Genomic DNA, 19,727 nt, shown 5'->3' with positions numbered 1-19,727 from the left:
CGTCGGTCCGCACCTCAGCGGCAGCCGGTGACCTCATACAGAACCGCATCGCCGCCCACGCTCGCCACCTTGGTGAGAATGGGCGAGTCAGCGAGGTCGTGCAGGCCGTCGTACGTGGTGTAGTGGTTCTCGTACAGCTCGCGGTCTCCGAAGTCGAGCGCGTGGGTCACTCCGAGCCGGTCGATCGCCGCACAGACCTCGGCGGAGCCCGTGTTCAGAGAGCGTGCGAGCGTCGTGGCGTCCGCTCCGTACCTGCCCGTGACATGAGGGAAGACGACGTCGTGACCGGTGTACGCGTACAGCAGCGCCGCGCCGGTCAGGGGATCGCCGACGACGAGGTCGTCCGGTCGCAGCAGGTCTGCTGCCTCTGAGAACAGCGCCGCTTCGTCAGCCGAGAGCCCCTGAGACTCCACGTCGAATCTGAAGCTGACGTTGCGCATGAACTTGACGTCGTTGATCAGAGCGTTCAGATGTGTCAGCCCCAGCAGAATGATGATCACCCCGATTGCGACCGCCCGGCGAGTGTGCCCCCGTTCCTTCAGTGAGCGGAGCCAGTCCCAGGTGACCGCTGCACCGAGCCCGGCGAGGGGCAAGCCGATCATTGCCAGCAGTACGGCAACGCGAGTGGTGTCGTCGTACCAGAGGCCGACGATCTCACTGCGCAGCCATAGCACCGGCAGCCAGGTCGATACCAGATACAAGCAGATCGCGACCGCATGGCTGGCAAGGATCCACCAGCGACGGTTGCGCACGGTCGTCCAGATACCGACGATCGCGAGGGGCCCGACGAGGAAGCCGGTAGCACGGCCGACGGGGCTGAGGAACGCCACCTCGCCCAGTGCCTGCCCCAGCGTGTCGTTGGGAAGCCATTCGTGGGTGCTCACATTGGCCGCCCGCCAGACGGCAACGACCAGAAACAGCACGGCGACGGCGGCGATCGAGACGAAGATCCTGGTCGACCTTCCGCCGTCCTTGGCGATCGACCAGGCGCACCATGCCCCGAAGGGCAGAAGAAGTGCGATGGCACCGAGCAGGGCAGAGGGATGCCCGAGAGCTGTGGCGCTCATTGCGGCGATCGCCAACAGCGTGATGCCGATACGCTGTGGCCACGGAAGCGCACTTCGGCAGGCAAGGATCGTGAACGCGAGAACCAGCGGGATCTGCAGCGCACCGATGAGGTTGGGGTACAGCACTCCCCAGTTGAGGAACCCGATCGGGAAGACACTGAAGCCGAATGCCAGCAGCGGTGTCATCACGGCCGCTGCCCGACGCCGCGGAAACAGGACTGAAGCCAGCGCCGCCAGGGAAACAGGCCAGATCAGCGCGATGCACGTGATGGTCATGACGTTCGTCGCCGGCACCACTGCCGAGCTGAAGGGCACGATGAGCGCGACGAGCGCATGCCACAGTGTCGGGTAGAAGGTGGTGGTGGTACCCGGTAGGACCATCGTCATGTGGAACGGCGAGGCGTCGCCGTTCTTCACGATGAATTCGACGGCGTTCAGATGGAACAATCCATCGTAGAGCTGTGTGGGGTGCGCGGCACCCGCGATCCCCACGGCGATGATCAGTATCCATCCGATGGCGGCGGCGGCAACTCCTATCCACACGCCAGCGCCGAGGTCGCTGCCCAGAATCTCGGATCGGCCGCGTCGGATAAACGACAGGACGGCGGCCAACGCGGTGATGACGGCGGCGACGATGAGTACGGGAACGATCGACCAGGGCAGTCCGATGACCGGCCCGAGCAAGCTTCCGGCCCCCACGCTGGCCAGTGAGATGACAAGGGCTCCGCCGAGTGCGAGGATGCCACGCAGACGAAGCAGCAGCGCGGCCGGGAGGCCGGGAAGGATGAGAATGGCTGCGGCAACGGCGAATGCCGGGACCTGCCCGAGCCAGTCCGCGCTCATCCTTCCACCAGGGCGATCGCGCCCTCGAGCTCACCGTCGTAGATCACTTCACCCTTGCGGATGACAATGCCCCTGGTGCACAGATCACGGACCATCTCCATGTCGTGGCTGACCACGACAAGCGTCTTGCCCGCAGCGATGAGTTCTTCGAACTTCTGACGGCACTTCTCCCGGAACGGGACGTCGCCGACCGAGAGGATCTCATCCATCAGGAGCACATCGAGGTGCACATGGATCGCGACGGCGAACGCGAGCCGCAGGAACATGCCCGAGGAGTAGTGCTTGACCTCCTGGTCGATGAACTCCTCGATCTCACTGAACGCAACGATCTCGTCGTAGCGGTCCTCGATCTCGGTTTTCTTCATCCCGAGGATGGCCGCATTCAGGAAGACGTTCTCGCGCCCGGACAGCTCGGGGTGGAAGCCTGCGCCCACTTCGATGAGGCCGGCGACGCGTCCCCGCGTGAGCACCTCGCCCGCGTCAGGCTCCATTACACCGGAGATGAGCTTCAGAAGCGTCGACTTCCCGGATCCGTTCATCCCGAGGATCGCTACCGACTCACCCTCACCGATGACGATGTCGATGCCCTTGAGCGCTTCGAACGTCGAGGAGAGCTTGCGCCGTCGGATCCAGGCGACGACCGTGTCCTTCAGAGAGAACGCATGGTTGAGTGTGAACGTCTTTCGGACGCCATTGATTATGATGCTCGGACGCAAGGTGATATCACTCATAGATCCTGTGCGAACTTTCCTTCGAGGCGACGGAATACCATCTGCCCGACAAGCAGCGCAGCGACTGCGATCAATGCGGTCCACAATGTGTTCACTGCGAGGTTCGGTGACAACGGGACGAGCTCGTCACCGACATAGCCGGAGGCGTTGACCAGGTCCTGGGTCGCCGGACGCCAGAACGCGTAGTGGAACAACTGCACGCTCTGCGTTATCGGGTTCAGCAGATAGACATCGACAAGCCAGCTCGGCCACTGCAGCTTGTCCACGATGGCATCCTGCACCATCGTCCAGGAGTAGAGGACCGGGGATGCCCAGGTCGCCAGCAGCAACATTAGCTCGACGATGTTCTCCGCGTCGCGGAATCGGACGTTGATGGCGCCGAACAGCAGTCCTAGCCCGAGCGCGAACACCATCACAATGAAAATGCCCGCCAGCGCCGCGAGCATGCCCAGAATCGTGATGTGCCCGGCCCAGCCCATCAGCAGGCAGACGATCAGGAGCAAGCCGACCTGCGGCAGGAAATGCACGAAGGATACAAGGACGGCAGATACGGCGAACAGCTGTCGCGGAAGGAACACCTTGCGTACCAGAGCGGCGTTACCGACGATCGACGTGGTCGCATTCTTGAACCCCTCCGAGAAGAGGTTGATCACGACGATGCCCGAGAACAGGTAAACCGCGTAGTTCGGGACACGGTCCAGGTTCATGAAAAGGCCCAGGACGATCCAGAACACCAGGAACTGCGCCGCTGGCCGCACATACGACCACATCCAGCCGAGCACGGAGTTGCGGTAGCGGGTGGTCACCCCCGTCCGCACCAGGAGTCGCAACAGATAACGCCAGCGCACGACATCGATCAGCCCATGGCTCTTGCCCGGAATATCGAACTCGGCGCGCGGGACGACAGCAAAAATATCTCGGGTGTCGGTCACGATCCCACTCACTCAGCGGCGACGACCGGTGCCGTCGCGGACGTCCTCATCCTATGGCACCGTCCTGAGACGACGAGAGACGATCGTCCAGCCAGCGGGAGAATCTTTCGATGGATCCGGGCGCCCAGATTGCTGGGTCTGCTCTCAGCCGCAGATCGGCGTCAACATGAACGTCCATCACACGAGACACCGCCTCATCGACGTTCGCGATGCGCGTACCGAACGCGTCCCCGATCACATTCTCGGCGAATGCACTATCCCGGGCGATCACTGTGCACCCGAAGGCCCGTGCTTCAAAGAGTACCGTGCTCGCCTCGCCGATGACTATGGCCGCCCGTTTCAGCGACTCATAGACGTCAGATTCTCGATCGATCGTTACTCCAGCGTCAACTGAGAGTCGCGGGTACCGCGACCCAATCTCCTTCCTCTCGCCAGGGTGTGGGCGAAAGGCTATCGACCATTCGTTGCCCAGCGCCGCCCGAAGCTCAACCACGAAAGCATCCGTTTCATTCGGAGCCGCTCGTGATGAGACGACGAGGATCTGCTGTGAACGTCGTTCGGGAGCGAGCGCAGCCTGCCGCTCCAGGTGCGGTTTGCCGATGGCCGTCACTAGACCTGGATGTCGGATGGAGTCGGACCAAAACGGACCGAAGGTCAGGATCTCGTCCGGCAGTGCACGCCGCAGTTCCGGTTCGTCGAACGCACGACCGTAGTTGTAGGCAGCGTGCGAAGGCCCTATCCAACCATGTTGAGGTTCCACCACGTACGCGCCGGCATCCTTGAACACGGCGAGAGTCTCAGCGAGGTAGGTGTAAGAACCGTTGTCATAGAAGACGATCCTGGGACGCACACGGTCAAGCATGCGTTCCAGTTCCGCATGCTGATGCGGACGCTGTAACTCACCCCTAATAACTCCAGTTCGAATGGCGGAGAATGCCTCGACAGGCTGGCCTAACAGACGTGCGAACTTGCCGAGAAGTAGGTCCATACGGTCTGAAAAACCGGCGGTCAGCGAGGTCCCCCTGGCGCGCCAGCGCGAACGCGAGATGGCCTGCTCCATACTGAGCGTGGGCTGGAAAACCGGGCGACCAAGGGGAGACGGCAGCGGACGTATCTGCACGACTATGCCGTCGTCGGTTGCTTCCGCGAAGTCGTCGACCAACCAGTTGCGAGCATGCTCGCCGTCGGCGACCAGCGTCGCGCCAGACACGTAAAAGCAGACATCATGCGGCCTGGCACGTCGTACGGCATCCCACCTGCTCGGCAGGTAACCTCGCACGACGCGCTCAAGCTCCTTCGCACGTGTCCATTCACTCTTCGAAGACACTTCTACGCTTCCGGTGTGCTGCGCAGACATCGCCCAAAACATCTGCATCCTGACGCGTGTCCAGAACGGCACGGTCATCCCCGGCAGCACGTCGAATATGGCGTCTGGCGCTGCATCCTCAAGGTCGAGGAATCTGCGCATCGTGACCGAGGTCCTAGCTCCCAGGTCGCCCGCTCCCGAGCTCAACGATCACTCCTCTGCTCCATGAGCCATTCAACGATGCGGAAGTCGAACTCGCTGTCGACGTCGGTCGAACGCTCCGGGGGCATTTCGTAAAGGATCGTCGACGGGAAGAACACCACCTGGTCCTCGAGCAGCGCCTGCCTGCGCCAAACGTAGATGGAACCGTTCATGTCGAAGCACCGGGGTGCATCCTGCCGACGCAGCACAGCGTCGTCCGGCTGCTTGCTGACCGCGACCGTTCCGTCGCGCTGCTCTTCCACCAGGTTGAAGTACGGGTTCCTGCGGGCCTCCGTCCCGGTGATCAGCGATTCGGCCCTGGAGTCCTCGAACATCGCCACCGCGGCGCGGATGTCGTCGAGCGTGCGAAGCGGGCTCGTCGCATCCAGGTCGACGCAGGTGTCGAAGTGCCTGCCGGTGCGCTCCTCGGTCGTTCGCACGGCGTGCGCGATCGCGGGCACCTTGCCGGCGGTGTCTGTCGCCATCTCGGCGGGGCGTCGCACCACCCCGGTGGCACCGAACGTCGGCGCGAGTTCGAGGATCTCCTCGGAGTCGCTCGAGACGACGACTTCATCGAACAGCCCGGTGGCCGCGGCCTGCGCGACGGAGTGCCCGAACAGGGGGCGTCCGGCCACGACGCGCAGGTTCTTTCCCGGCACGCCCTTCGATCCGGCGCGCACGGTGATCGTGCAGATCCTCATCGGTTCCTCCGCTCCCACGCCGTCCTGGCGCGTTCGAGATCCTCCGGCCTGCCCACGTCGATCCATTCCTCGCGGATCTCGTAGGCCGCGACGGTTCGGTCGTCATCCATGAGTCGCGACAGCAGCGTGGGCATGTCGCAGTACTCGTCCTGCTCGAGCTGGTCCAGTGCGGTCGGGGCGAGGACGTAGATCCCTGCGCTGACGAGTTCGCTGTGGTACGGCTTCTCGGCCAGCCCGGTGACCCGATCCCCGTCACGTCGGATCACGCCGTACGGGATCTCGAAGCCGTACTCCCGGGCACCGATCGTGGCTTCCGCCTGCGCGCTGCGGTGGAATCCCAGCATCCGGCGGAGGTCGATGTCGGTGAGCAGATCGGAGTTCATCACCACGAACGGCGACGTCATCTCCCCGCGCAGCTGCGCCATCGCTCCGGCTGTCCCGAGCGGCATCGGCTCGTGCAGATACGTGATCTGCATCCCGTGGTCTGCACCGTCTCCCAGATGCTCCTCGATCAGGTGCCCGAGGTGATTGACGGACACATGCACCCTGCGGAACCCTTGATCGCGCAACCGTCCGAGGATGATGTCGATCATCGGCGTGTCGCCCAGCGGCACGAGCGGCTTGGGGATGTCCTTGGTGATCGGGTACAGCCGCTGTCCCCTGCCGCCTGCCATGAGCACCACCGACGTCGGCAGCGGCGTGGCGATGCGTTCACCCTCGCCCACGACGTCGACGATGCGGCCGTCGTCGACGACGGCGACGACTCGGATGCCACGCTGTGCCTTCAGCTCGTCGACGGTGTCCTGAGTCGCGTTCGGAGCCACCGTGGCTGGGTTCGCGTTCATCACGCGGTCCACGCGGTCTTCGAGTGCTGCTCCGCCGAGGAGGCCGCGGCGGATGTCACCGTCGCTGACGGCTCCGACGAGCCGTCCCTCCGCATCCTCGACGAACACCACTTGGCGACGGCTGCGATCGAGCTGCGCGAGGGCATCGCGGATGGTCGTGCCAGGGCGCACGGACAGGTCGATGTTCGAGCTCATGCCGGCCCCTTCCCCTGGACGCCGATCGCTGTGGCCGGCACGCCGACCACAACCGATCCCGCCGGGATGTCGTCGATCACGACGGCCCCGGCTCCGATGACGCTACCCGATCCGATTATGATGCCCTGAATCACGCGTGCGCCGAGGCCGACATGCGCGCCTTCGCCGATGTGCGCCCCGCCGGCGATCACAGCGCCGGGCGAGATGTGCGCATGAGCCGATACCGTGACGTCGTGCTCGACGATCGCCCCGGAGTTGATCAGGACGTTCTCCGCCACGACGGCGCCGGCGTTCACGAACGCGCCGGCGAGCACCTGCACTCCTGCGCCGAGCCGGGCGGCCGGGTCGACGAATGCCCGCGGGTGGACCACGCCGGCGGCACGAAACCCCCGTACGACGGCGCGCTCGTACAGAGCACGTCGCGCCGCGGTGGAGGCGGCCGAGCCCAACCCGTTGACGAACAGCACCTCGGCGGCGTCCATCGTGGCCAGAACGTCGTCGTCGCCGAGGTACGGACAGTCCGCTCCGAGATCGCCCCGGTCAGGGGCGAGATAACCGCGCACGCTCTGCCCCTGGGCGCGCAGGGCCGCGAGGACGGACCGCGCGTGTCCGCCGCCGCCGAGCAGGATCAGCTCAGTCATCGATGAGCTCACCACGTCGGTACGCACGCGGTGCCGCACCGCCGACGACCTCCCAGAAGTCGAAGGAGGTTCGTCCCGTCGCGGGGCGGAAGCAGGCGACGTCGTCGTCGGTGACAACGGCACCTGCCGCGATGTCGCGCGCGGCCACGAGACTGCGACGCACGACGGCCCTGTTACCCTCCTCCACGGACTGCGCCCGCTTCTCTGACGAGCCGAGCATGGTCGGCACACGCCGGAGGTCGGCGACGTAGGCGCGCAGCCCGTCCGGATCCAGCGACGCGGCGTGGTCCGGCCCGTCGGCGGTCACATCGAAGGTGAAGTGCTTCTCGAGGACGGTCGCGCCGAGACCGACCGCCAGAACGGATGCCAGCGATCCGAGCGAGTGGTCCGAGTACCCGACCCGATGGCCGAAGGTGGTCGCGATCGTCTGCATGGCGCGCAGGTTCAGGTGCTCATCTTCGGCGGGGTACTCGGTCGTGCAGTGCAGGATCGTGACGTGCTCAGCGAAGTTGACGTGTGCGTCGCGCGCCGCCCAGGCCCGTTCCAGCGCAGCCTCCGTGAGCCGCTCGGCACGGTCGAGGGAACCGTGCGCCTGGGCCAGACCTGCGGCCAGGAACCGCAGCGCCCTGGCGATCTCGGAGAGATCGGCCATGCCGGTGGACAGGATCACCGGAAGGCCGCTGCGGCCTGCCTTGACCAGCAGCGGCGCGTACGTAAGGTCACCCGATGCGATCTTGACCAGCGGGATGCCGAGCTCATCGATGAGGAAGTCCAGGCCATCCAGATCGAAGGCCGTGGACAGGAACCGGATCCCACGCTGGTCACAGTGCGTGCGCAGCGCGCGGAACTCGTCGCGCGTGAGTTCGAGCCCGCGCAGCAGATCGTGCTGGCTGCGCGCATCCTCCTCGGAGAGTCGCTGGTAGTCGGCGAGCTCCGCGGATTCCAGGGCAAGAGCATCGGCGGAGAAGGTCTGGAACTTCACCGCGTCGGCTCCGGCGTCTGCGGCCAGATCCACCAGATCCTTGGCGATGTCGAGCGAGCCGTTGTGGTTAACGCCGGCCTCTGCGATCACAAAGACGTCAGCGGTCATCGTCTTCTCCCTGTTCGAGGTCGTGGAATGTCTTCTTCGGAGGACGAGGCAGCGGCGCATCCCGCAATGTGGCGGCCGTGCGCAGGGCGAAGCCCGCAGCGCCGAAGGGGCTGTCGTCGTTCCGCGAGGGTCCGGCCGCGATCCGCCGTCGGAGAGCGGCCGCGATAGCATGCGCGTTCGGATCAGGCACCTCGACACTCGCCGCGATCGGGCGGCCTTTCTGCCTCTCCCCCACCAACACGGATGGAACGCCGAGCACTGGAGCCTCGAGAACCGTGCTCGACGAGTTCCCTGCCACGACCGCCGCCGAGCGCATCACGCTCAAATAAGCCCGCTGACCGAAGGACTCCACGTAGTCGACACGATCCGGATGGTCGGAGACGAACCGTGCGATCCGGTCGCGCACAGCCTCCGTGCCGATGTCCGAATTCGACCCGGTGATGACGATGTGCAGATCGTCGACCGCAAGCAGCCCGCCGAGAAGCTCTTCGACCAGGCGCTCAGCCGGTGCGACGTCCATGACGGCGGGATGGAACGTCACCAGTGCCGTCGGTCGCGAGAGTCGGATGCCGAACCGCTCCTCGACCTCGCGGGGCGGCATCGCCTCGAACGTGTCGAGGATGTCGACGATGGGTGCACCGTGGAAGAACACCCGGTCAGGCGCCTCCCCCAGCTGGATCACCCGACGGCGATGATCGGCCGTCGATGTGAAATGCAGGAAGGACATCTTGGTGATCGCGTGCCGCAGCGCATCATCCATCGCTCCCTCGGTGAGCTCACCGCCATGGATGTGCGCAACCGGCACAGAGAGGATGGTTGCGGCAGTGGCGACGGCGAAGGCCTCCAAGCGGTCCCCGAGCACGACGACGACGTCGGGCGCGATCTCGGACAGAGCAGCAGCAAACCCGGGCAGCGCACGGCCGACATCAGCGGCCGCGGCGAGCGGCGTGTCGTCATCCGACCAGATCGGCACGCTCGCGGCGATGGCGAACCCGTCACCCTCGATCTCGGCGACGGTCCGACCGAAGGCCTCGCTGAGGTGCGTCCCGGTGACGATCAGGCGAAGGTGAAGCGCAGGATCGGCCTCGATCGCTCTGAGCAGTCCCCGCAGCAGCCCGTAATCCGCGCGAGTCCCGGTGACGACAGCAATCGTCCTCATGCCGCCGCCAGTGCAGGCGAACTCGGAATGCACACGACCGATGCATGCAGCGCCTCCGCGACCGGGACAGCCGCGTGCGGCAGATGACGGTATGGAACCTGCGTGTGCAGCAGGTTCCAGAACGGGCGGCACTGCAGGCCCGCATCGTTCGCTGCTTCGAGCAGCCCATCGCGTGCCGAGAGACCCCCGGAGACACGTACCCCGCAGAGCCAGTAGTTGCTCTCCGTGCCGACCGGCTCAGTGAGGAACTCGACGTCCGCAGTCTCGGCGAACGCCTGCTGGTACCGCGCCGCGAGACGACGCTTGTCCGCCAGGAATCGCGGCAAGCGCTCCAACTGCGCCACACCGAGTGCCGCGTTGAGATTCGGCATCCGGTAGTTGTACGCGATCTCGTCGTGCTCGAACTCCCACCGGTGCGGCAGCTTGGCAGTGGTGGTGAGGTGTCGCGCCCTGCGAGCCAATTCGTCATCGTCAGTCAGGATCATCCCGCCGCCGCCGGTGGTCAGGATCTTATTGCCGTTGAAGCTGAGGATGCCGAGCAGACCGAAGGTACCGGTGTGGCGACCGCCAACTGTGCTGCCGAGCGACTCCGCGGCATCTTCCACGACGGGCACACCGTACTCACCCGCGACCGCCACGAGCTCGGCGATGCACATCGGATGCCCGAGCGTGTGCATCGGCACGATCGCACCGATCCGGCGGTCCGTCGCGGCGTTGACCAGTCCTTCGGGGGTCACGCGCGCAGCACGCAGCACCTCCTTGACCGCCTCCACCGACAACCCGAGCGTCGACTCATCGCTGTCGACGAAGTACGGCCGTGCACCGGCATGGGCGACCGCGTTGGCGGTCGCGACGAAGGAGAGCGTCGGAACGATGACATCGTCCCCCGCTCCCACGCCGGCGAGCCCGAGGGCGACCTGCAGGGCGGACGTACCATTGGACACCGCGATCGCATGCCCGGCTCCGGTGAAGTCGGCGATGCCCCGCTCGAACTCTGTCACGAACGCGCCGACGCTCGACACGAACGTCGAGTCGAGGCACTCCTGGACGCGCTGCTTCTCGAGATCCGCGATATGCGGAACGTGCAGGCCGACGAACGGCTCGTCACCCACGACGTCGCGGATAGTGCGGACGAAGTCTTCCGTTGCACTCATACGACGTAGGCGTCGGTGCGGTAGCGGGCCAGGTGGGCCGGCTCCGTGAACCACTCGGCCGTCGCCCGCAGACCCTCACGGAACCCGTCAACGCCATCGAACTTCGGCTGCCATCCGAGGATCTCGCGGGCTTTGGTGTTGTCGGAGAACAGCCGTTCCACCTCGGAGTTCGCCGGCCGCAGACGCGCCGGGTCCTCCGTGGCTGTTGCGTCGATCCCCATCGCTTCGGCGATGAGGTCGAAGGTCTGACCGATCGATACCTCGAAGCCGACGCCGAGGTTGATGACCTCGCCGACACCGGCTGTGCTGGTCAGCGCCGTCGTGAAACCGGCGACCGTGTCCGGCACGTAAGTGAAATCACGGGTCGGCGTGAGTGCGCCCAACTGCACTTCCCGCTTGCCGGCGGCGAGCTGGCTGATGATCGTCGGGATCACCGCACGCGCGGACTGACGCGGACCGAAGGTGTTGAACGGACGGATCGTGACCGTCGGCAGCCCGAACGACGTGTGGAACGAGTTCACCATCTGATCGGCCGCGATCTTCGACGCCGAGTATGGTGACTGACCCTGCAGCGGATGTCCTTCGTCCATCGGAACGTAACGTGCCGTCCCGTACACCTCGCTCGTCGAGGTGTGGATGAACCGCGACACGTCGGCAGCCCGCGCCGCATTCAGCAGATTCACCGTCCCCTGAATATTTGTCTGAACGTACAGATCAGGGGCCGCATACGAGTACGGGATGGCGATCAGCGCCGCCAGATGCATTACCGCGTCGCGGTCGCGCACCGCAGACATCATCAGAGCCGGATCACGGATGTCCCCGGGCAGGAATTCGATCTCGCGGGCGACGTCATCGGAGATTCCGTCGAGCCAGCCACGCGAGTCGAAGGAGTTGTACAGAACCAGTGCCCGTACCTCGTGACCATCCCTGACAACCTGCTCCGCCAGGTGCGATCCGATGAATCCGTCAGCTCCCGTGAGCAATACCTTCATGCCATCTACTTTAGCCGTCCGGCCCTGGGCTCAGCCGAACCGCGTGACGGCTTGCTTGCCGGGTGTGTACGAGATCGTGCCGCCTTCGAACGACTGCGCGCACACCGTGCCCGAGCAGGTCTCCTCACTGGTCGGCCAACCGAGCTTGCCCCGAAGCCAGCCGGCCTTGCTGTAAGCGGTCATCACCGTCGTAGACGAGACGAACGTCCCTCGATCCGAGGAATGCACCCACCCCTTGCTGAACTTCCGCGCAAGACCACTTCCGTTGGGATCCGCCACGACCTGGACGGCGGCCTGCGCACTGCCCAGCCCCTTGGTGACACTGACCTGAGCCTTCGCCGCGGCAGCGATCGCCGACGGAGTCGCCCCCACGACCGCAACCGCCGGCTTGCCCTTCACATAACCGACCACACCACCGGAGAACTGCTGGACACACGCATTCCCCGTGCAGAACTCCGCAGCCACAGGCCACCCGAGCTCACCACGCACCCAACCAGCCTTGCTGTACGCCTCCATCACCGCAGAAGACGACGAGAACGATCCCTTCGCCGAAGAGTGAATCCACCCTCCCTCGAACTGCTGAGCAACACCGTTCCCATTCGGATCCGACACCGACTGCTCAGCCGCCACAGGCCACCCCAAGAACCCACGCAACCAACCCGCAGCACTGTACGCCGACATGATCCTCGACGACGAAGAGAACGTCCCCTCATCAGACGAATGCACCCAACCACCCGCATACGCCCGAGCCAAACCGTTCCCGTTCCGATCGGACACCACCTGCACCGCACGAACCGCCTTGCCCAGAGCCCCCGCCGAGCCGGCGCGCATCGTCTTGACATCATCCGTCGAAACGCCCTGGAGCGTGACGGCTTGCTTGCCGGGTGTGTACGAGATCGTGCCGCCTTCGAACGACTGCGCGCACACCGTGCCCGAGCAGGTCTCCTCACTGGTCGGCCAACCGAGCTTGCCCCGAAGCCAGCCGGCCTTGCTGTAAGCGGTCATCACCGTCGTGGACGAGACGAACGTCCCTCGATCCGAGGAATGCACCCACCCCTTGCTGAACTTCCGCGCAAGACCACTTCCGTTGGGATCCGCCACGACCTGGACGGCGGCCTGCGCACTGCCCAGCCCCTTGGTGACACTGACCTGAGCCTTCGCCGCGGCAGCGATCGCCGACGGAGTCGCCCCCACGACCGCAACCGCCGGCTTGCCCTTCACATAACCGACCACACCACCGGAGAACTGCTGGACACACGCATTCCCCGTGCAGAACTCCGCAGCCACAGGCCACCCGAGCTCACCACGCACCCAACCAGCCTTGCTGTACGCCTCCATCACCGCAGAAGACGACGAGAACGATCCCTTCGCCGAAGAGTGAATCCACCCTCCCTCGAACTGCTGAGCAACACCGTTCCCATTCGGATCCGACACCGACTGCTCAGCCGCCACAGGCCACCCCAAGAACCCACGCAACCAACCCGCAGCACTGTACGCCGACATGATCCTCGACGACGAAGAGAACGTCCCCTCATCAGACGAATGCACCCAACCACCCGCATACGCCCGAGCCAAACCGCTTCCGTTGGGGTCAGAGACGACCGTCACCGCTGCTGCGGCTTTTCCAAGAACCGATTTGCGCGCCTGGTACTCGCGGTCGATCGCGCTCGACGAAACGCCCAGAGTCGTGACGCCAGTCGACTTTCCCTTGTACGAGATGATCCCACCGGCGAACGGCTGGGTGCAGATTCCACTCGTGCAGATCTCCCGTCCCACTGGCCAGCCGAGATCGCCGCGCAACCAGCCCGCAGCGCTGTAGGCGGTCATCACAGGGGTCAGCGAACTGTACGTGCCCGCAGCCGACGAGTGAATCCACCCGCCCGCGAACTTCTGCGCCCGCCCGTCTCCGTTCGGATCGGTCACCACCTGGACGACTGCAGCCGGGTTGCCGAGCGCACCGGATGCTCCTCCCATTCGCTTCCACTCGGTCGCGATGGCCCCCGTCGGCGTCATCGACGGCACCTGCGTCGACCCGAACCAGTCGGTGAAGTAGTTGTAGAAGTTGCGGTTGCCGTAGCTCGAGCACGAGTCGCCGGTACCATGTCCGGCCCGCATCGCGGCGGCGTTGGGCTGGTAGGGCGTGTAGTAGTACAGCGCCGAGGTGGCCTTGTTGGCGACGCGCACGGGCGCGGTGCCGCAGCTCTTGTTCGGGTGGTACTGGATGTTCCAGGTCTTGCCGGGGGCGTACCAGGTGAAGTACTTGCCCTCCATGTACAGCTGCATCTGGCGCGCTGCGCCGTAGATCTGGTGGAAGAAGCCGACGAACTTCGGGTCGCAGGGCGCCGTGTCGGGGCAGCCCTGACCCAGCGCGATGTCGTAGCGCCACTTGCTGGGCCAGGTGTGGTTGACCAGGCCCTGTTCCTTCTGCAGCATGACGATGAGCACCTGCGGATTGATACCGCACGACTGCGCCACGCGGTAGATGATGCGCGCGGCACTCTCGTTCTTCGCGCCGGTGTACCCCTTGCAGTACGAGTCGGCCGGCATCGTGACCGAGTTGATCCGGAAATCCTTCAGACAGATGATCGGCCCGTACTTGTCGCTTCCTCCGCGGCAGGTCTTGACCTTCGAGTTGAAGAACGCCTGGATCTGCGCCTCGGTCATCGTGGCATTGTTCGTGAACACCGCGTCACTGATGATGTTGCCGGCGTTGAAGCCGGCGAGCGAGGTCTTCGCGGGCCCGCCCGGCATGCCTATCACGGCCGTCGTCGACGCGGTGACAGGAGGAACGGATGCTGCCGAGACCGGTGCCGCGGTGCCGACGACGAGCCCGAGAACGGCGAGCAGCGTCAGCAGCCAGCGCACGGTTCCAGCCCCCCGCGCATCGCGGTTTCCACGATTATGCATGTGAATAGTGTGACTGAAGTTGCGCGATGATGCCACTGGTGCAGAATATTGGTTGATTTCCGCGGCGTGTCGCGGGTGTTCGCAGTCCACTCGCAGACTGTTCGCAGACGTCTCTCAGAGGTCGGCGTGCAGAGCCCAGATGCGCTCTGCTGAACTCGCCCAGGAGAAGGCGCGAGACCGGTCAGACGCCAGCACACGCAGTCGCTGCTCCCCCGCGCCGAGGGCATCCTCGAGCGCGTCGACGACCTCGGATGCCGACACGAGCATCCCACCATCGGCGATGACGTCACGATGCGCGCCGGTGTCGACCGCGATCAGCGGCACGCCCAGTGACATCGCCTCGACGGCGCGCCACGGCCAGGCCGCATGCGTCGACGTCGCGATGAGCGCTGCCGCTCCCCCGAGCACCGCCGCCCGGTCGGCATTCGCCAGCTTGCCGCGCACGTGCGCCCGCCGCTCGGGCAGGCCCACTGCCGCGGCAGCGTCGGCCCACTGCGGTTCCGCCCCGTCTGCAGCATCCAGCACGACGACGTCGATATCGGAACGTGCGGCGGCGCGGAAGCCGACCGCCGCTGACTCGACATCGCCGGTCACGACCACGTACCGCTCGGGCAGCTGCAGGTCCTGGCGGCGCACCCCAGCATCCGACGGCTGCGCGAACCCGGTCGGGGCAGCGCCGGCGACCACGCGGATGCGGTCCGAGAGTCGGGCGATGTCGGCAAGGCGCTCGGCCATCGTGTGCGTGGGCACCACGACGGCGTCCGCATGCCTGACCGCACGCTTGAGCATCGCCTTCTGCCACGCGACCGTCGTCTTGGACATACCGTTCGAGGCATCCCAGGCGTCGAGGTCCCACAGGGTGACGGTGGTCTGGTCGTTGTCGTGCACACGGTCATGGCGCACCAGCGGCGCCATCAGGCTCGGCGCATGGATCAGCCCGCCGCCGACGCCCGGCGTGATGCCCAGCTGCCAGGCACCCGCCAGCTCCCGCCGCCCCAGCGGCAGCATCCGCACGTCCTGCACCCCCGGCACCTGCAGATCCGCACCGCTCGGCACGATCGCCCCCACCACGCAGCCGCGCGGCGCAGTCTGCACGAGACCAGCCGCCAGCGCCAGGCCTGCACGGGCCTGATCCGCGTCGACGACGTGCACCGCCTGATCGAGGACGATGCGCAACTGCACACTCATGACGTCATGTTAGCCGCGGCTCGCTGTGAGCCGCCGATGCCGCACCGCCCTTCGTCTCGCTGCGCTCGCTCAGGAACCGAGGAGGGCGCCGCGCTCGCGCAGGAACCGAGGAGGGTGTCGCGCTCAGGAACCGTCCGGCGCCGGCGTCTCCGTCGGCGGGTGCAGCGCCTGCTGCACCATCTCGCGAACCAGGTCGTAGTCGGGGTCCTTCTCCAGGATGCCGTTGTCGGGCGTCAACTCGATCTCGGTGACCTGCTGCTCCTTGGCCTTCATCATCAGATCGAAGAACTCGGGCAGCTTGTCCTGCGGCAGGTCGGTCTGCACCAGCTCGGTGCCGGCCGCCGCGATCTCGTTGAAGCGCGTGACCACGGTCTGCGGCGTGAACTGCCGCAGGATCGCGACCTGCAGTTCGCGCTGGCGCTTCATGCGGTCGAAGTCGTCGGTGGTGTAGCGCGAGCGGGCGTACCACTGGGCGGTGTCGCCGTTCATGTGCTGCTCACCGGGCTCGATCCAGCCGGTCGCCCACTCCGCAGCGGGCTGGTTCGGGTATGCGGGCCCGCCGCCCTTGGGCAGCCGCTCCTTCACCGTGATGTCGACTCCACCGAGAGCGTCGATCATCGCTGCGAACGCATGCATGTCGACGAAGACGTGATACGGGATCTCGATGCCGAGAATGCCCTCGGCCGCGTCCTTGGTGGCCTCGATCTCGGGGGTCGAGCCCTGCTGCGCCGCGTCGGGGTACAGGCCGACGCCGTTGTCTTCACGGCACACCTGCACGGCGTTGGTGAGCTGATTGATCCCAGGCCCCCAGCCGCACTCGAGGTCGTCGTGGCCCTCGAAGTAGTTGCGGTAGTCGTACCCGACGAGGTCGGGGTCGCGCATGGGGCTGTCCTCTGCGAACGGGAAGTTGCGCATGTCGCGCGGGATTCCGGTGATCGTCACCGCCCCCGTGTCGGCGTTCACCGACACCACCGAGATGCTGTCGAAGCGCATCGAGTCACGCCCGTCGCCGCTGTCGGCGCCCAGCAGCAGGATGTTGTAGTAGCCCTCGCTCGGCGGCAGGCTGGGCCCGCTGCTGCCGAACAGCGAGGTGAGCGCACCACGACTGGAGGCCACGACGGTGGAGGCGTAGACCGTGCCCGACCCCACCAGCGCGAGAACGAGGATGGATGCCACCGGGAGCGCCCACCGCGAGATCTGCGGCACCTTCACCAGGCGCACCTGACGCAGCGTGTCGATGGTCAGCACCACCCACAGCACGACGTACCCGAGCAGCAGCACCTGCACGAGCGTCAGCATGATCCACGACAGCGGGCCGGTGAACAGCCACACCAGCGCCGGTCGGGCGAACAGCGCCATGCCTGCGGCGGCGATCAGCAGAAGCCATCCCGCCAGTGTCGCCCCCAGACCGAACCGGCCGAGCCGTCGGTTGCCGGCCAGCACCTGCGCCGAGCCGGGGATGAGCACGTTGAGCACGACCAGCCACCAGCCGCGCCGGCCCATCAGGGGCGCATCGGCGGCATCCGGATTGCGCAGCGGTCGCGTCTCGATCAGCGGGCGCGCGCCCGGCTCGGCGGCGCGCGGGGCCGCCAGGGTCACAGCGAGTCCTTCAACCGCTGGTTCTTCTGCTGCACCTGACCCTCGAGATCGCGGGCGTACGCCTCGACGCGATCGCCGAGTTCGGCGTCTGAGGTGCCGAGGATGCGTGCCGCGAGGATGCCCGCATTGCGGGCACCGCCGATCGACACCGTCGCGACGGGGATGCCCGCGGGCATCTGCACGATCGACAGCAGCGAGTCCATGCCGTCGAGGTACGCGAGCGGCACGGGCACACCGACCACGGGAAGCGCGGTGAGTGACGCCAGCATGCCGGGCAGGTGCGCCGCTCCCCCGGCACCGGCGATGATCACTCGGATGCCGCGGCTGCGCGCCTCACGTCCGTACGCGACGAGCTTGTCGACCGTGCGGTGCGCCGAGACGACCTCGACCTCGTGCGGGATGCCGAAGTCGGTGAGCGCCTGTGAGGCGTCGCTCATCACGCGCCAGTCGGAGTCGGAACCCATCACGACGCCGACCAGGGGCGAGCTCGAGGAATGCAGTGGCTCAGTCACCCTGACAGGCTACGGGGCGCCGCTGGGAGAACGTCGCAGCGGCACGCGCGCAGCACATCAGTGTTCAACGATGACCACGCAGCTCGGTCGTCGCCGTGCGCGCCAACAGCATCTGCTTCTCATGCGGCAGCATCATGGCTACCTCGGCAGCATCTGCGCGGTGCGCGACGACGGTCTCGATCATGCTCTCTACGATGCTCTCCGCTTCCCTTTGGTCTATGAAGTAGTGCGCACGCTGCCTCAGCAGAGCAGCCAGCGAGAACTCTCGAGAGCCACCGCCGAGATCGGTCAGTCCGACCGGAACTCCGATCAGATCCGGTGAGAGGTCGAATGCTGGCGTGAACTGCGCGTGAGCGCCATCCCAGAAGAACGCAACATTGCGCAGGTGGTCATCGTCGATGCGCATCGCAATCCTGAACGCGAGCCGGCGGAACAACTCTCGCCCGACATCGGTCGGGTTCGCGGCGATCCGACGAAGGTTGTCGACCAACAGCGGGTACGAGGCTCCGGATGAACGATGTTCTTCGGCGACTGTGAGGCCCGAGATGACCTGTCTGCGCGCAACACCGTTCGAATCCGTACCCGTAACCCGATCGAACCGCTCGGTGAGCAGCACCAACCTGCCGTCGTCAAGCGAGACGAGACGACCTGCGGGGACATCGATGCCAGCACGTTCGGCGATGTGCAAGGCAGCGCGCTCGGCTTTGATCAGCGGGGAGACACGATCGTAATCGGTCTCGAACTTCGCCAGCCACTGCCGCCCCTCGAACCTGACGAAAGCCTTGGGCTGCGAACCCCCTGCCGCCGTGAGCGTATTGCGAACAGCCCTCGTCAGTTCGGGACCTGATTCGTCGTTGTCAATCGTGACTGCGCCGCGGGCAACCTCACTGAGCCGGCCTGCGCCGGAGCGAGCGACGTAATGGGTGGGGCTCGCCTGGAAGTCGATCGCGCCGACTCTGTCACTGCCCGATTCGAGCATGTAGCGGAGATCAGGCAACTGATCTTCGAGATCGAGTCCGAGTTCCCTGTTGATGACCTGTCGCCCCCAGGTATCGGGCATCGCATCGCGGATACTTGAGGGCATGTTGTGCCCGAACGCCGGGGGAAACGTCATGGCGTCCAACGGAAGGTCCGGACCGATGCTGATCGCATCGGCGCGTGCCAGATAGCTGTTCGCATATCGGAATGAAAGCGCGACCTTGGTGGCAGACGGAGCCACGACGCCGGCGACCACCGGCTCAGCTTCACCGGGAAGAAACGCCCAGACGAACGGGGTCAGCGGGGGATCAGAAGTCACCGTCGAGTTCCCATTCTCTTCGATTGCGGACATTGGAGGGAATGAGCGTGAGCGCCTGTTCGCCCTGCTGCCTGGTGCGCGCAAGGGTCTTCGGGTCGGTGATGTCGAACAGTGGGACACCAGCGTGTACTGCGGCGTTGAGCGCGTTGCCGAAGCTTACACTGACATCTCCGCGCTCGATCAGGGTGATCACTCGAGGCGAGACATCGACAAGCTCGGCGAGGCGCGCGGCCGTCATCTGCTTCGCATGCCGAGCAAGGCGAATCTGCTGACCGAGGATGCGAGCCGCATCAGCAGCTTCTGCCGTAGGGATGATCTTCTTGCGCGCCATGTCGTTAGTTTACCCTTGAACGCGCTTCGAAGTAGA

At 65.6% G+C, this 19,727-nt stretch carries 17 protein-coding genes; all 17 read right to left on the bottom strand.

Annotation, left to right across the window (positions count from 1 at the left end):
• Nucleotides 1-14: 14 nt before the first annotated feature.
• A complete protein-coding gene (locus WDU99_RS03575) occupies nucleotides 15-1,910 on the bottom strand; it encodes a DUF6541 family protein (RefSeq protein ID WP_337331061.1) in 1,896 nt (631 codons plus the stop codon).
• Nucleotides 1,907-2,641 carry an ABC transporter ATP-binding protein gene (locus WDU99_RS03570; RefSeq protein ID WP_337331060.1) on the bottom strand — a complete coding sequence of 245 codons (735 nt, stop codon included), beginning with the start codon at nucleotides 2,639-2,641 and terminating at the stop codon, nucleotides 1,907-1,909. The genes WDU99_RS03575 and WDU99_RS03570 overlap by 4 nt, the downstream gene beginning before the upstream one ends.
• Nucleotides 2,638-3,573, bottom strand: a complete 936-nt coding sequence (locus WDU99_RS03565) for an ABC transporter permease (RefSeq protein WP_337331059.1) — start codon at nucleotides 3,571-3,573, stop codon at nucleotides 2,638-2,640. Before WDU99_RS03565 ends, WDU99_RS03570 begins: the two co-directional genes overlap by 4 nt.
• A gap of 46 nt (nucleotides 3,574-3,619) precedes the next feature.
• The gene (locus WDU99_RS03560; protein ID WP_337331058.1) at nucleotides 3,620-5,041 is read right to left on the bottom strand and encodes a hypothetical protein; all 1,422 of its coding nucleotides are present in this window, start codon (nucleotides 5,039-5,041) and stop codon (nucleotides 3,620-3,622) included.
• A gap of 41 nt (nucleotides 5,042-5,082) precedes the next feature.
• Entirely contained in the window at nucleotides 5,083-5,781 is a 699-nt protein-coding gene (locus WDU99_RS03555; RefSeq protein WP_337331057.1) for an acylneuraminate cytidylyltransferase family protein, read from the bottom strand.
• Complete coding sequence (locus WDU99_RS03550; protein ID WP_337331056.1) at nucleotides 5,778-6,821, bottom strand: nucleotidyltransferase family protein; 1,044 nt, start codon at nucleotides 6,819-6,821, stop codon at nucleotides 5,778-5,780. Before WDU99_RS03550 ends, WDU99_RS03555 begins: the two co-directional genes overlap by 4 nt.
• On the bottom strand, nucleotides 6,818-7,462 hold the full coding sequence (locus tag WDU99_RS03545) for an acetyltransferase (protein WP_337331055.1): 645 nt from the start codon (nucleotides 7,460-7,462) through the stop codon (nucleotides 6,818-6,820). The genes WDU99_RS03550 and WDU99_RS03545 overlap by 4 nt, the downstream gene beginning before the upstream one ends.
• Complete coding sequence (neuB, locus tag WDU99_RS03540) at nucleotides 7,455-8,552, bottom strand: N-acetylneuraminate synthase (protein ID WP_337331054.1); 1,098 nt, start codon at nucleotides 8,550-8,552, stop codon at nucleotides 7,455-7,457. Before neuB ends, WDU99_RS03545 begins: the two co-directional genes overlap by 8 nt.
• Nucleotides 8,542-9,711 (bottom strand): UDP-N-acetylglucosamine 2-epimerase, encoded by a 1,170-nt coding sequence (neuC, locus tag WDU99_RS03535; protein ID WP_337331053.1) that lies wholly within the window; start codon nucleotides 9,709-9,711, stop codon nucleotides 8,542-8,544. Before neuC ends, neuB begins: the two co-directional genes overlap by 11 nt.
• Complete coding sequence (locus WDU99_RS03530) at nucleotides 9,708-10,865, bottom strand: LegC family aminotransferase (RefSeq protein WP_337331052.1); 1,158 nt, start codon at nucleotides 10,863-10,865, stop codon at nucleotides 9,708-9,710. The genes neuC and WDU99_RS03530 overlap by 4 nt, the downstream gene beginning before the upstream one ends.
• Entirely contained in the window at nucleotides 10,862-11,857 is a 996-nt protein-coding gene (locus WDU99_RS03525; RefSeq protein WP_337331051.1) for a GDP-mannose 4,6-dehydratase, read from the bottom strand. Before WDU99_RS03525 ends, WDU99_RS03530 begins: the two co-directional genes overlap by 4 nt.
• A gap of 30 nt (nucleotides 11,858-11,887) precedes the next feature.
• Nucleotides 11,888-14,764, bottom strand: a complete 2,877-nt coding sequence (locus WDU99_RS03520) for a hypothetical protein (RefSeq protein ID WP_337331050.1) — start codon at nucleotides 14,762-14,764, stop codon at nucleotides 11,888-11,890.
• A gap of 114 nt (nucleotides 14,765-14,878) precedes the next feature.
• Complete coding sequence (locus WDU99_RS03515; protein ID WP_337331049.1) at nucleotides 14,879-15,952, bottom strand: glycosyltransferase; 1,074 nt, start codon at nucleotides 15,950-15,952, stop codon at nucleotides 14,879-14,881.
• 123 nt (nucleotides 15,953-16,075) lie between these two features.
• Nucleotides 16,076-17,551 carry an LCP family glycopolymer transferase gene (locus WDU99_RS03510; RefSeq protein WP_337331048.1) on the bottom strand — a complete coding sequence of 492 codons (1,476 nt, stop codon included), beginning with the start codon at nucleotides 17,549-17,551 and terminating at the stop codon, nucleotides 16,076-16,078.
• Nucleotides 17,548-18,015 (bottom strand): 5-(carboxyamino)imidazole ribonucleotide mutase, encoded by a 468-nt coding sequence (gene purE / locus WDU99_RS03505; RefSeq protein WP_337331114.1) that lies wholly within the window; start codon nucleotides 18,013-18,015, stop codon nucleotides 17,548-17,550. The genes WDU99_RS03510 and purE overlap by 4 nt, the downstream gene beginning before the upstream one ends.
• Nucleotides 18,016-18,127: 112 nt before the next feature.
• Nucleotides 18,128-19,360, bottom strand: coding sequence for a type II toxin-antitoxin system HipA family toxin (locus WDU99_RS03500; RefSeq protein ID WP_337331047.1), 1,233 nt, complete (start codon nucleotides 19,358-19,360; stop codon nucleotides 18,128-18,130).
• On the bottom strand, nucleotides 19,350-19,691 hold the full coding sequence (locus WDU99_RS03495) for a helix-turn-helix transcriptional regulator (RefSeq protein ID WP_337331046.1): 342 nt from the start codon (nucleotides 19,689-19,691) through the stop codon (nucleotides 19,350-19,352). The genes WDU99_RS03500 and WDU99_RS03495 overlap by 11 nt, the downstream gene beginning before the upstream one ends.
• Nucleotides 19,692-19,727: the final 36 nt, after the last annotated feature.

Source organism: Microbacterium bandirmense, from assembly GCF_037204185.1.
GTDB classification, from domain to species: domain Bacteria; phylum Actinomycetota; class Actinomycetes; order Actinomycetales; family Microbacteriaceae; genus Microbacterium; species Microbacterium bandirmense.
This window is presented reverse-complemented; position numbering and strand designations above follow the sequence as displayed.